We start from the raw sequence: 13637 nt of genomic DNA, 5'->3' as shown, positions 1-13637 counted from the left end.
AAAATTGTTCTTGAAAACAAAATAAACTAACCAATAAATTTTAACCATTAACTATTGACAAAAAACACAGTTGCTGAGTTAATTTGCGAGCGCATTTTCTTCAATGCTAACAAAGACTTGGACACATCTAAGGCTTGCTTGCGGGCTGTGCATAATGGGGTTGGTCAATAGAATGTTACTTCATGCTTTTTTGTTGTTATGATTGGTTTCGAAAGTTCGATGGAATAACCTCCCTATGCACAGCACTTCCGCAATCTTCGCCAAGATGTGTTACCCAACCCGTTTGTAATGCATTTCAGAAAATGCTCTCTTCAATTATGTAGTAATTTGAGGGAGTTAATCGTGTCAGAAAGTTGAGGTTTTAAGTTCTATTTGTATTTAGTTTGTTTTTATAAAAGGAGTTCATATGGCTGAGTAGGACGGAGGGTATAGTTTTTAGCCTTGCGTCTTTAGTCCAGAGCCTTACATGTAATTAACAGGGAGGAAGCATGAAAATACTGGACCAGACCATGCAGGCAATAAAGCCCACAAACAAGGATTTATTTTCTTTGGCCTGGAAGCATCTAGATAACTTGACCAAACCTAAAGGAAGTTTGGGGCGGTTGGAAGAGCTTGCTGCCAGATTGTTTGTTATTGCTGAGGGGAAGAATCCCAGGGTAGATCCGCCCCGCATTTATACTTGTGCTGGCGATCACGGCGTGGTCAGAGCCGGGGTCAGTCTTTTTCCTCAGGAAGTAACCCGGCAGATGGTTATCAATTTTTTAAATGGCGGAGCGGCTATTAATGTTTTGGCCAGGACTTGTGGGGTGGATCTGAAAGTGGTTGATGTGGGGTCGGCAGGACCCGGTTACCCTGAACATGACAATTTCATCCAGAAAAAAATTGCCCAGGGAACAAGGGATTTGAGTGCTGGGCCAGCCATGAGCATAGAGGAGTGCGTCCAGGCCATTGAACTGGGCATAGCACTTAGTGATCAGGCTAAAGCCGAAGGCATAAGGTGTCTTGGTACCGGCGAGATGGGCATTGGCAACACCACACCATCTACTGCCCTTTATTGTGCCTATCTTGGGCTTGATCCTTATGAGATTACCGGGGCAGGAACCGGGCTGGATGGAGAAGGGATTAGACACAAGGCCAAAGTTATTGCCAGAGGGCTCAAGGCCAACGAACAGGCTGTTGCATCGGGAAACCCCGTAAGCATTTTGGCTGCTCTTGGTGGCTTGGAAATAGCCTGCCTGGCAGGTCTGATTTTGGGGGCAGCAAAAAACAAGATGCCAGTAGTAGTGGACGGATTTATCTCTACAGCAGCATTTGTAGCTGCGTGGAAAATGAATAGCCATGTTATTGATTATGCCTTTTTTTCTCATGTTTCAGCAGAAAAAGGCCACCAAAAAATTTTGCAGTCTTTACAGGCAGAACCTATTTTGGATTTGAATATGCGCCTGGGAGAAGGCACAGCTGCAGCTATGGCCATTTTTATTTTAAGATGTGCAGCTAATATTTTTAACGAGATGGCTACGTTTGAAGATGCTGGCGTGTCCAGAGAGGTCTAGTCTGTAGTTAAGCAAGACAGTGTGCCCCACGTAAAGCTCTTTTTAGAGTCTGTGGCCGAACCTTTTTATCAACTTAATTTCCAAGGTTTATTCTAGTCTTGGTTTCTTTCATGCAGGTACAAAGACTTGGACCCAACTAAACTTGCTTGCGGACAGAGCATAATGGGATACTTTGGGTAAACAAATATTTTTTTATTATCGATAGTTATGGTCAGTATCGCAAAATATTCAGCCCATTCATCCCGATGCTCTGTTTTTCCGCAAGCTTCCCTAAGATGGGTTACCCAAGCCGTTTGTAATGCATTTCAGAAACCAAGACTTTCAATCAGCGGCTAAAATGGAGTTTGGCCACAGGCTCTTTAGAGTTAAAGTTCGAACCATGCCAGATTTTCAGATAGTGTTATAGTTCTAGCCAATGATTGACTACTTTAATTGCTTAGCCCTGATAATATTTTATTAAAATTGCAAGATTTTATTTTTTCTATGGGTATCGTGGAGTGAAAATGGGTAAAGATTTTGACGCTAATTTTTTCGGAGTCAGTGTTTTTCTGAAGAGCATCTTGGATATCAGCCCCTTGCCCATTTTTGTCAAAGACAAAGAAGGTTATCTGTTACTGGTCAACAGGGCTTATGCTCGCGTTTTTGGCCGACAACCAGAGGAGTTAATTGGCCAAAATAATTATGACTTGATTGAGGAGTCCCAAATAAGGGCTTTGGTCCAAAAAAACGATACCCTGGTTTTGAGAGAGAACAAAGAGATAGTGGAAGAAATTAGTATAAAGGATAGTGAAGGCAACCTACGGTATTTTCAGACTATTAAAAAGCCTTTAAGGATAAAAGATGGAACTTTTATTTTGAGTATAGCCCAGGATATAACCGAGCTAAAAAAGGCCCATTTGGCATTGGAGAAGTCTGAAAAAAAACTGAGAGTAATTTTGGATAGTGTTTATGACGCCATTTTTATTCATGATGCCGAGGGAAAAATCCTGGACGTTAATGCCCGGATGCTTGAAATGTTTGGAGTAGATAGGAAAGAGGCCTTGAAGTTGAACATAGCTAAAGACTACTCAGCGCCTGGAACCAGTGAAGAAAAGTTGAAAAGGATGTGGCAGGAAGTCATAAAGGGCAAAAAAATGTTTTTTGAATGGCAGGCCAAAAGGCCTGGTGACGAGGTTGTTTTCCCGGTTGAGATCTTTTTGCGTAAGATAAATATATCAGATCAGAACTGTATCCTGGCTACAGTGCGGGATATTTCAGAGCGTAAAAAAAGTGAAGACCAACTTCGTTTAGCAGCCAAGGTTTTTGAGAGTAAAAGTGAGGGGATTGTCATTACTGATGCCGAGGGCACAATTCTTCATGTCAATGAAGCCTTTTGCCAAATAACTGGATATTCAAGAGATGAGGTAATTGGAAAGAATCCGAGAATTATGAAGTCGGATCGTCACGATGAAGAGTTTTATAAGCAAATGTGGCAGGATATTTTGACCAAGGGCTTTTGGCAGGGAGAGGTATGGGATCGCAGAAAGGATGGGGAAATCTACCCCAAATGGCTATCCATTTCGGCAGTTAAGGATGATCAGGGCAACTTGACCCACTTTGTGGCTATTTTTTCTGACCTTACTGCCATTAAGCAAACCGAAGAAAAGTTGGAGCTTTTGGCCCATTATGATTTTTTGACAGGGCTGCCCAATCGGCTTCTTTTTAACGATCGTTTACGTCAAACTATTCTTCGTGCAAGGAGGAATCAGTCTAGATTCGGGCTCATTTATTTGGATCTGGACGGATTTAAGCTGATCAATGATTCCCTGGGACATATTATTGGCGACCAGATGTTAAAAGTTGTCGGGCAACGCCTAAAAAAAATAATCAGAGAGACAGATACAATCGCTAGGCTTGGCGGTGACGAGTTTGGCTTGATTATAACTGACATAGAAGAGCCATCCATTTTAGCCTCTATCGCTCAAAAGATTAAAGAAACTATTTCTGAGCCTTTTCGTATCCGTGGGTATGAATTGTTTATAACTGTCAGCATCGGGATTACTATATACCCTGATGATGGCCGAGATGAAGTGACTTTGATGCAAAACGCTGATTCCGCCATGTACCAGGCCAAGTCCGAGGGGAAAAACAACTATAACTTTTTTTCTGCCAAGCTACACAAAAAGGTACAAAGAAGGCTTTCCATACAAAATGAACTGCAGCACGCATTGAAGAAAAAACAGTTTCTTCTTTTTTATCAACCCAAGGTTCAGATGAAAACCAGAAAAATTGTTGGTGCAGAGGCCTTGATTCGTTGGCAACATCCCATACAAGGATTGGTTCCTCCTGATGAGTTTATTCCGGTGGCTGAAGAGACTGGTCTCATTTATGAAATTGGCCAGTGGGTTATTAATGATGTCTGTTCTACACTAAAAAGGTGGCAGGCTAGGGGACAAAATGATTTTCATGTGGCTGTGAATTTGTCTGCGCAACAATTTTGGTTTGGCGATATTACCAGAGAAGTGCACGAAGCAGTGAAACGAGAAGGTATTTCGCCTAAATTTTTGGAGTTAGAACTTACTGAATCAATGATTATGCGTGACGTGAAAAAAAGTGTCCAAATTTTGAATCAGCTGAAAGCGATTGGGTTTAAGATTGCTGTCGACGATTTTGGCACTGGATACTCGTCCCTGGCTTATTTAAAGCGCTTTCCTCTTGACTTGTTAAAGATAGATCGCAGTTTCATCGAAGAGTTTACTAGCAGCGAAGATGCTCAGGTCATTGTAAAAACCATCATTTTTTTAGGCCATAGCTTGGGACTTAAGGTCATAGCCGAAGGGGTGGAAACAGAGGAACAATTACGTATGCTTGAAGAGTTCGGATGTGACCAGGTTCAGGGCTATCTCTTCAGCCCTCCTATCCCTGCAGAGCAGTTTGAAGCAAAATTTCTCTCAATGTGATTTTTAATGTTCTTTTGGTTCTTGATGTCTACAGAAAATTAATTTTACACACTAAAATGTGTGTTTTTTGCAGTTTAAAGTTTGAGATTGCTTCGTCGCTTCGCTAAAGCTCGCTCCTCGCAATGACAGGGGCGAGATTGTCATTGCTAGGGCAGCGGAGCTGCCCGTGGCAATCTCACCCATTGTGTCACTGAGTGTGAGTCGCTTAACGTAAAAAGAATCACCTGCAATCCCAACAAGGCGGGATTGCAGGTGAAAGGCTGTGCTTACCTGGACTAGAGTACAGGTAAGAGACAAACTTACTTGCCGGTACTTATTAACTGCATATTTCTAAAGTTTCTAAGCATATTTTCATGGTGGCCCTCGTCTTCCATATCAATGGTATGGCAGAGTTTGCAATTCTTGTTAGCCCCGATGGGTAGATTGGTGCCCTGGTACTGGAGAGGCGGGATATTATCCCGGTTTCGGCCAAAGAGGTTTCGGGCCGGATAGTTGGCGTGGGTAGCCCCGTGACATGATTCACACATGAGACCAGCCTGGTCGGTACGTAGGCGATATAATTCATTTGCATCCTTGGTCCAGGTATTAAATCCGGAAACATTTTTGCTGGCTGGTTTTTGAAAGTCTTGATGACAACTCAGACAATCCGGTTCATTGAGCCAGGGAATCCTGGGATTAATTTCTTCCACAGTAGCTACATTGCGTGGTTTTAAGTAACGCATTAGCTTATCCACTTTTTTACCCTGTTTTTGCTCGTGCAAAAGCAGACTCAAGGCGTGGTCTTCCAGGTAGCCGTGACAACTGGTGCAATCTAAGCCTACCTGCTTATGCACTCCGCGTAAGCATTCGGTGGGGCCGGTAGGGGATGAAGGATGGCAGTTAAAACATGCTTCTGGTCCCCGGTCTGTTAAATAATTAGCGTGCCAACCGTGAATGGCTGCCGGGAAGTTGGGAATGCCCGGCTTGCCCTTGGTGCCCAGGACTGGATCGGGGTGACAGCTTTGACAGAGCATTGGTTGGCCCTTTTTGGCCTTTTCGAACAGGTTGGTTTTATTGATTCGGTCATGCACTTTTAAGATATCAAGTGCGGTTTCTGCAGTAAAGCCAGCTACCCCGGCTACCCGCCACTTGCCGCCATGGCAATTTTTACAGCCCATTTCCGTGGAGGTTGGAGCGACGATGCGTGTTGTGGCCAGGACTTTTCCTGTTTTTTTATCTACTGCCTCTATGGTAAACAGTGGATAGGGATTAAATGAACCATCGTCAGGATAAGGAACAACTGGTACCAGGTCAGCCACAAAGGCCCCTAAATCTTCTTCCAGCTTCATGCTTCCGCTCAACCCGTTTCCTGAGACTCCAATATTAAGGGGTAGTTCTTTGCCTACAAGGGACTTGGAGAACTCCCAAAAGCGAACATGTTTGGATGGGTTTTCAAAACCTGCTTGTACTTGATAGCGCAACTCAACTCCCTCAGTGACTATCTCTGGCAGCTCTCCTCTGCGGATGAGCTGGGCATAGAGGTCATTGGCTGGCGGTAGAAGTATCCAATAAGGGTCACTATCAGAAATACAGTGCATGCCTAAGTTGTTCCAGGCCAGGAGTACATATTCATCTTTTTCCTGATCATAAGGAGGGATCTCATAAGGTAATTCTTTTGGTTTTTGAGCAAGTTGTTTGTCTTCACCGCCATGTAACTCCTCGACGATATATCTGGCCAGGGCCCAGCGCTCTTGATGTGTACCAAAAAATAGGGGCATATAATTATTTATTTTACCCAGGCCATTTAGTTGCGAGTCCAGGCCAAAGACAGAGTTAAATTTTTTGGTCAGGGGCAGTATATCGTTTAATGGCCCTCCGATGGAATGACAGGAGGCGCATAAGAGCTGAAATATCTTCTGTCCGACTTCCAATTCATTTTCCGGGGTAATTTGCTTGTATTTTATCCATTTGGCTGTTTTGAGGAGGCCTTTTTTATTTATTTCCTCGGCGTTAGCTTTCAGAATGGAGTTGGAGTAAAGGACGTCATAGATGACAAATGGCCGCCGCGCGCCTTCCCGGATGAATTCAAAAGATCCCATGTACATTAAGCCAATGAGTAAAAGGGCCAAAGAGACAACTCTCTGTACGGATCCAGGCAATTTGATGGCCAAAAAGAGAGCTACAAGGAAAACAACAGGGGTGAGATAGAGAAACCAGTCTAAATAGCGGGCGAGTTCCGGAGAGACGTTGAGAACAATCTCTCGGGGAGCATCTGGAATGGAGTTAAAATACCAGTATGCGCAGACAAGCATGAGTAAAAATGGTATTGGCAGCCATTTGACACAATAGCGAACCATTTTTTGTCGGGCAGTGCTGTCTTTTAGAAAAGTAGCCGTGACCAGCCCGAATAAGGAAGCCAGGATAAATGCGATAAAGGTTCGGAAAAATAGAGATGGCCAGAACAGTGGGTTGAAAAATCCGTCCCAGAAATTATGTGTGTTTAGCCAGTTGCCCGGAGCGAGCATGAAATCAATGACTCCGTTGATGACAAAAAGAGAGAGCCAGGCAAAAGCAAAGTAGAGCCAGCCAATAAGCAGGTGCTTTTCTTTGTCCAGACGGTTAAAGGTGTAGTAATAGATGAACAGGGCTACGATTTCGGCCAGAAAAAAGACCCATTCAGTAGCCCAGGCGAAGACAAAATTGTGGATGAGAATGGAGGTGCCTGCTGGACTTAAAAGAGAGATGATGAACCAAATGCCCACACCGGTGACTCCACCCGCAACCATAGTCAAAAGGAGAAAAAATTTGGCGTGTTTTTTGGTGTATTCCAGCATGGCGGAAGAGTTTTCTGCATAGGCTTTTCTTTCGGTTAAAACCAGGAAAAGTCCGCCTCCAACTGCAAAGTGGGCAATATAGACATGGATAACGGATATCAATGCAATCAAAAAACCGCCGCCTAAAGTAGTCAGCTCCCACACAGGATAGTTCATCTTAGACCTCCTTTTTGGCCTGACTGGCTATTTTTAGCATGTACACAATTATTCCTAGGCCAAGACTCAGGGCAATCAAGAAAACTATTAACGGAGAGTATTGTAAAGTTACCTCGAGAGCGTCCATGCTGAAATATGGTTTTAAATAAGAGGTGCGTACAAAACTGCGTATAAGGACCATAAGAGTGATAGTTAGCAGGGTGCTGACTATTGCGGGCAGGATTTTTCTTTTAAAGCCGAAGGTCAGGGTGAGAATAGCTGAGCCAAGTGCAAGGAAGAAAATTCCGGTATAAAGGGTGGAACCGCCCATAAATTTAAGCATGATGTGTTGCGGAAGGCTAAGTAAAAACCAGAACCCGATTAAAATTTGGGCTATGGTAGCATAAGTAAACCACTGCAGCCCTTGATTCATATTCTGTTTTGCTTGAAGGTGGTCTTTTTTTCGGCTCCAGATAAAGGCTACAAATAGTCCCCCTATGGCAATGGAAGCTGTGACAAAGTGAAGATAGCGGGGCCAGAGAGTGGGTTCGGTAAGATTTAAGATGGTCCCCGAAGGGTTATGGAAATAGGTTGCCCATCTGGCTGGTACAAGCATCAAAGTCATGTTATTGGTAAATAAAAAAGCGATAATCAAGGCCAGAATGACGGTAATAGCAATAAAAAATATTTTTGCTCCTTTAAGTACATCAAACTTGAAGTCATAGATATAAGCGCTGTAATAAAGAAGGATAAGCAGCCCAACAACACTTAGCCAGTAAATAGCCATAAGTACTGAACTTACATAGATGAAATGTCCGTAAAGAACCTGGAGAAAGAGAAAGGGAGCTACACCAAAGTTGATGGTCAGGGCAATGGCATAAGGGAGCTTCAGGGAGATGTCTTTGGCAAGGGGAGGGGTTTTCTGGGCATCTTTTATGCTGTTCACTAAAGCGATGATTCCGGAACCGAGCATAATGTTCATGAAAACCAGATGGATGATGAAAGTTAAGGTAAGGAAAAAATAGAACCACCCCCAGGGAACCTGGATGGGGTCAGGAATGGGGATAAGTCCGCTAATGTCCATGAATTCCTCCTTTGGCTGGGTTAAAATGTTTTTTTGGATGGAAGTTTTTTTATTTGAAATGTAAATAGTTATGGAAAGTAATCAAAGGGAAGCCTTGTTGTTTATGGGTTTATGTGCTTGCAAAAGGAAATTTTATTAGTTTATAAGGAAAATCTCGATTTGTTGTCAATGCTGGAAAAAAACTGGAGAAACTTGTTATGTCTGAGAAAAGAAGAAGATTAAGGGTTAAAGTAGAACTGCCGGTGTTTATTTTTCAAGGGGGCCAAAAATTTGAGCTTAAAACCAAGAATATTAGTCTTAAAGGCTTGTTAGCAACAGCAGAGCCGGCCCTTGTTCGCAATGAAAAGTGTCGACTGAAAATTTTTTTGGGTTTAGACTCGGTCATAGAGATAGAGGGCAAAATTGTCAGATCTGATAAAAAAGAGTTGGCTGTTGATTTTATCAAAATGGATGAAACATCCTTTAATTACTTACATAACCTGGTGCGTTTTTATTCTGAGGATGCAGATAAAGTAGATGAGGAAATGCTTACGCCTGCCTTTGATTTGAAGGACTTGGAGGAATAGTATTTTTTGGGATTTGGAGTGAATAGAGTTAAAAAAATTAGTTTATAAAAGGACAAAATAAAGATAGAACAAGTTCACTTAATCAGTAAAACAAAATTTATACGCTAACATGCTGTATAAATTTTTAGTTCATTTAGAACACTTTGGTCGCTTCAAATTTGATTTTGCGAGGGATTTAGCTGTGATTAAAAAAATAATTTTTATGGGGTTATTATTTATGCTTTTAAATGCACAGTCACCTTTTGCCGCAGCAGCAGAGCAGGTAGTGGTTTTGCCAAATGGCCTTACCGTTTTGGTAGAAGAGGACCAGCGTTTTCCTCTGGTAGCCATTCGTTTATATGTCCGTGCCGGGTCAGCTTATGAGACAGAGGAGCAGGCTGGCATCAGTCACTTTTTAGAACATATGGTATTCAAAGGAACCAAAAAGAGAGGGCCTGGTCAGGTGGCCAGGGAAGTGGAAAGTGTGGGCGGGTACATCAATGCGGCCACAAGTTTTGATTATACCGTGTACACGGTCGACCTGCCGGATAAATATTGGAAGTTGGGACTGGATATTGTCCAGGACATGGTTTTTGGTTCTACTTTTGATCCTAAAGAGCTAGATCAGGAAAAAAATGTGGTTTTGGCTGAACTGCAAAGGGGAGAGGATAATCCTGGCCAGAAACTGTTTAAACTCATCCAGGCTAAGGTGTGGGCAGGTCTGCCTTATGCTCGACCCATTATAGGTTACCCCCAGACAGTAAAGAATTTATCCGGGCAGGATTTGAAGAGTTATATTCGCAAGTTTTACCAGCCGAGATCCATGCTTCTGGTAGTTTGTGGCAATGTGCACAAAAATGAAGTGATTGCTCAGGCCGAGAAGGTATTTGGGGGCTTAAATAACCAAGAAACTCTTGAATTGAGCCAGGAGTTTCGGGTGAAGCCTGTTCAAGAGACGTTAAATTTTTCTGAGCATATACAGGTTGAGCATGGTCCGTGGAAAAAAGTGTATGTGAACATGGCCCTGCCTATTCCGGGTCTTTCTTCAGCGGATGGACCAGCCTTGGAAGTTCTGGCTTATGTCCTGGGCGGGGACATGAGTTCTAAGTTATACAGAAAGTTTAAGTACGAACTTCAGCTTGTGGATGACATTTCCTGTTCAGCCTTAATGCTGGAACGGGCAGGCATGCTTTATTTTAACGTTATGCTCGATCCGGATAAAGTAGAGCAGTTTTGGGAAGAATTTATCCAGGAAATTTCTACTTTAAAACTAAAGGATTTGCCTCAGGAGTTAATCGACCGGGCCAAGCTGAATTTGGAAGATGAGCTTTTTCAATCTAAAGAAACACTGTCCGGACTTGCTTCAAAACTGGGTTATTTTCAATTTTTTGAAGGCAGTGTCCAGGCCGAAGAAAAGTATTTATACCAGTTGCGTCATGTAGACAAAAAAGAACTGAGAGAGGTGTTGGATAAATATTTCAGGCCGGAAAGTTTTTATGCATCCTTGCTTCTGCCTGATTCGGTTAAACTGGATGGGGAGACTTTTGCCGCGTATTTAAAAAAGTGGCCCGGCAAAAATGAAGTGAAACAGGAAATTGTTGGTATTGAAACTAGAGAAAGGGAAATCTTGGATTTAGGCCAAGGCCGGACCCTGGTTTTAATAAATGACCCGACCCTGCCTTATACCGCTGTTAGTATGGCCTGGCCTGGCGGCGACAGTTTGTTAGGAAGCAAAGAGCAGGGCCTGGCTGAGCTTACAGCCAAATGTCTGACGAGGGGTACTAAAAATATGACTGCGCCGATGATCCAGGACTTCCTCTCGGATAGGGCTGCTTATTTAAGCGCAAGCGCAGGGAGGGAGCAATTTGTCTTAACTGCCAAATTTCCTCTGCGCTTCAGCCAGGACCTGTACAGGTTACTCGGAGATGTCATTTTAGAACCTGCGTTTGAAACTGAAGAAGTGAGACGGGCTATTGATGATCAAATAGCTGAAATTAAGGCGCAGGAAGATCAGCCCTTGGGATATGCTTTTAGACACGTGTTTCCCTTTTTATTTTCCAAGGGGGCTTATAGCTATTTCCATTTGGGTAGAATTGAAGATGTACAGAAAATTACAAAGGCTGATGTAGCCAGATTTTGGGAAAAGCAAAAGAAAGCTCCTTTTGTTTTGGCCATATGTGGTCAGATCGATCAAAAGGCTTTAAATGACTTTGTCGTGCGCCTAAAACAAAGCCCCGTCTTGGAGGTGGAAAAAGGATCTGAGTTTAGTTGGTCTCAAAAAAGAAAAAAGAATCTTTTTTTAAGGGATAGAAATCAGACACATATTCTGCAGATCTTTCCAGTTCCAGGTTTAGAGGATCCGGATAGCCCGGGATTGAACGTGCTCAAGAGGGTCCTGGCCGGACAGGGAGGTCTTTTGTTTAGGGAGTTAAGAGACAAACAAGGCCTGTGTTATACAGTCACCGCAATTTTGTGGCAGACCCCGCAGACCGGGTTTTTGGCATTTTATATTGGGACGTATCCAGAAAAGATAGACCAGGCCGAACAGGGCTTTCAGGATATTGTAAAAATGTTACAACAAAAAGTCTTATCCGAAGAAGAAGTTAACAGGGCCAAAAATGTTTATGTAGGTGAATATATCCGCAATCATCAAAGCTTGGGCTCTCGTAGCCGAGAGGCTGCTTCTTTGTTGGTTAAAGGTTTGGATGTGGACTTTAACAAGAGATTGATAAAAGCAATCCAAAAAATAGAGCCAGAAGATCTTAAGAAGCTAGCTCGTAAATATCTGAGATTAGACAATGCCTATCTTTTGCGAGTACTGCCGCAAGAAGAAAATTAAAAGGACAAAAAGAATTATGTTGAGAAGTTGAGAAAACTTTTAGCTTTGACCTGTTTTAGCAAATATCTACTAGCCCCACGGTTTTGACCTGTGAGAAAAGTAGAGAACTTCCCACCTGATGTTTCTCCAAAAAAGATTAAGAATAGCCCCGTACTGATTTGTTGGAGGGAGCATGCAAAAAGCTTTTTTTCCGGAAGGAAAGGAAAAAATACTAGTTGTAGAGGATTCTCCAGTTGATCGTGCCTTACTTGTAAGTAAACTTAATTCTTGGAATTATAGCGTATTGAGCGGCCAAAATGGTGAAGAAGGGATGGAGTTGTTTAAAGCCCATGCACCAAAAATTGTTATTACTGACCTCACCATGCCTAATTTGGATGGCTTTTCACTGATCAAGTCCATTCGGGAAACTGAACTCAGCTACACATACCTCATAGTTTTAAGCGGAGTAGATGATAAGAAAAGCATTGTTCGGGCTCTATCATCAGGTGCGGATGACTACTTGACCAAACCTTTTCATCCGGAAGAGTTGAGGATTCGTCTCTTGGGCGCGCAGCGGCTCATGAATCTTGAAAGCCAGGACATGCTTATTTTTGCCTTGGCCAAGCTGGCTGAGTATCGTAGTAACGAGACCGGACAACATTTGGAGCGGGTCCAGCACTACACATTAGCTCTGGCACAAGAATTGGCCGGACACGGATTTTCTAGGCTTACTTCTGCGGTTATCGAGATGCTTTTTTCTCTTTCTTCCCTGCACGATATAGGCAAGGTGGCCATTCCTGATAATATTTTGCATAAACCGGGCAGGCTCACCAGCGAAGAATTTGAAGTTATGAAGCAACACACGGTGATAGGTGGGAACCTTCTAGAACAGCTTTATAAAAAAAGCGGATCTGTCCGCCTGAAGATGGCCAAACATATCGTACTCTACCACCATGAGCGCTTTGACGGTACAGGATATCCATATGGTTTAAAAGGAGAAGAGATTCCCTTGGAGGCAAGGATCGTTGCCCTAGCAGATATGTTTGACGCCTTAAGCACTGAGCGTTGCTATAAACCTGCTTTTGCTCGAGAAAAGTGCAGAGAAATTATTGAGCAAGAAAAGGGCAATTGCCTGGACCCTGCATTGGTGGAGGCTTTTTTGCGTCAGGAAAAAGAATTTTGGGAGATTAGGAAAAGATTTCCAAATTGATAAAAAATTTCGAACAATTACTTTCGAGCTTTTATTTGAAAAAGCCTGCTAACTTTTCTTTTAATTGTATAAAAACATCCTCCAACCCATCCAAATTGCCTTGCTTTGCTTGGAGTTCAATGATTTTGGCTAAATCGGCCTGTTCTTTTTGTCCGACATTAAGGAGTGCTCCCTTAAGAGTGTGGGCAGCTTTAGATAGACCGGCACTATCCCCACTGGCCAAAAACAATTCCAACTCTTTTAAATTTTTTTGTACAGAGTCTTGAGCAATGGCAAAAAGTCCTTCTGCGTCACTTAAATCCAGGTCAAATTCGTTCACGAGATAACTGGTAATCTGTTCTTTTAATGTGCTCATGATAACATTTTATTTTTTGATTTTTTTTTGAATTAGCTATGGCGTATTATAAATCAAAATGCTCAACTTTCTCGTATGTTTACATCACCTGTTTTCAAATTTAAGAGATAAAGAAATAAGAATTTAGGCGTGACAGACCGTTCAACTTTCTGGTGCATCAAGACACCGTAACTCAGCTTTTGGTC

General features: G+C 42.7%; 8 protein-coding genes. 5 read left to right on the top strand and 3 right to left on the bottom strand.

The window, feature by feature from the left end; genetic code table 11:
- Positions 1–488 precede the first annotated feature (488 nt).
- Both cobT and KFV02_RS10935 read left to right on the top strand, forming a co-directional pair.
- Positions 489–1553, top strand: coding sequence for a nicotinate-nucleotide--dimethylbenzimidazole phosphoribosyltransferase (gene cobT, locus KFV02_RS10940; protein ID WP_252381594.1), 1065 nt, complete (start codon positions 489–491; stop codon positions 1551–1553).
- 503 nt (positions 1554–2056) lie between these two features.
- Positions 2057–4492 carry a sensor domain-containing protein gene (locus KFV02_RS10935; RefSeq protein ID WP_252381593.1) on the top strand — a complete coding sequence of 812 codons (2436 nt, stop codon included), beginning with the start codon at positions 2057–2059 and terminating at the stop codon, positions 4490–4492.
- A gap of 299 nt (positions 4493–4791) precedes the next feature.
- Here the strand turns inward: KFV02_RS10935 and KFV02_RS10930 are convergent, their stop codons facing one another.
- Complete coding sequence (locus KFV02_RS10930; protein ID WP_252381592.1) at positions 4792–7461, bottom strand: cytochrome ubiquinol oxidase subunit I; 2670 nt, start codon at positions 7459–7461, stop codon at positions 4792–4794.
- A gap of 1 nt (position 7462) precedes the next feature.
- Positions 7463–8524: a hypothetical protein gene (locus tag KFV02_RS10925; protein ID WP_252381591.1), complete on the bottom strand. Its 1062-nt coding sequence runs from the start codon at positions 8522–8524 to the stop codon at positions 7463–7465.
- A gap of 197 nt (positions 8525–8721) precedes the next feature.
- On the opposite strand from KFV02_RS10925, the gene KFV02_RS10920 reads away from it, so the two are divergent.
- From KFV02_RS10920 to KFV02_RS10910, 3 genes are all read left to right on the top strand, one after another.
- On the top strand, positions 8722–9090 hold the full coding sequence (locus tag KFV02_RS10920) for a PilZ domain-containing protein (protein ID WP_252381590.1): 369 nt from the start codon (positions 8722–8724) through the stop codon (positions 9088–9090).
- Positions 9091–9271: 181 nt separating this feature from the next.
- Positions 9272–11908, top strand: a complete 2637-nt coding sequence (locus KFV02_RS10915; protein ID WP_252381589.1) for a M16 family metallopeptidase — start codon at positions 9272–9274, stop codon at positions 11906–11908.
- A gap of 172 nt (positions 11909–12080) precedes the next feature.
- Positions 12081–13097 carry an HD domain-containing phosphohydrolase gene (locus KFV02_RS10910; RefSeq protein ID WP_252381588.1) on the top strand — a complete coding sequence of 339 codons (1017 nt, stop codon included), beginning with the start codon at positions 12081–12083 and terminating at the stop codon, positions 13095–13097.
- Positions 13098–13128: 31 nt separating this feature from the next.
- Here KFV02_RS10910 and KFV02_RS10905 read toward each other — a convergent pair whose 3' ends face one another.
- On the bottom strand, positions 13129–13452 hold the full coding sequence (locus KFV02_RS10905) for an Hpt domain-containing protein (RefSeq protein ID WP_252381587.1): 324 nt from the start codon (positions 13450–13452) through the stop codon (positions 13129–13131).
- Positions 13453–13637 lie beyond the last annotated feature (185 nt).

The sequence above is a fragment of the Desulfovulcanus ferrireducens genome (genome assembly GCF_018704065.1).
GTDB lineage: Bacteria > Desulfobacterota > Desulfovibrionia > Desulfovibrionales > Desulfonatronovibrionaceae > Desulfovulcanus > Desulfovulcanus ferrireducens.
Note: the sequence above shows the minus strand (reverse complement) of the source record. Positions and strands in the feature narration are given on the sequence as shown.

Excerpts from the sequence above, each read along its gene's own strand:
- cobT (WP_252381594.1), top strand. The coding sequence starts at position 489 with ATGAAAATACTGGACCAGACCATGCAGGCAATAAAGCCCACAAACAAG.
- KFV02_RS10935 (WP_252381593.1), top strand. The coding sequence starts at position 2,057 with ATGGGTAAAGATTTTGACGCTAATTTTTTCGGAGTCAGTGTTTTTCTG.
- KFV02_RS10930 (WP_252381592.1), bottom strand. The coding sequence starts at position 7,461 with ATGAACTATCCTGTGTGGGAGCTGACTACTTTAGGCGGCGGTTTTTTG.
- KFV02_RS10925 (WP_252381591.1), bottom strand. The coding sequence starts at position 8,524 with ATGGACATTAGCGGACTTATCCCCATTCCTGACCCCATCCAGGTTCCC.
- KFV02_RS10920 (WP_252381590.1), top strand. The coding sequence starts at position 8,722 with ATGTCTGAGAAAAGAAGAAGATTAAGGGTTAAAGTAGAACTGCCGGTG.
- KFV02_RS10910 (WP_252381588.1), top strand. The coding sequence starts at position 12,081 with ATGCAAAAAGCTTTTTTTCCGGAAGGAAAGGAAAAAATACTAGTTGTA.
- KFV02_RS10905 (WP_252381587.1), bottom strand. The coding sequence starts at position 13,452 with ATGAGCACATTAAAAGAACAGATTACCAGTTATCTCGTGAACGAATTT.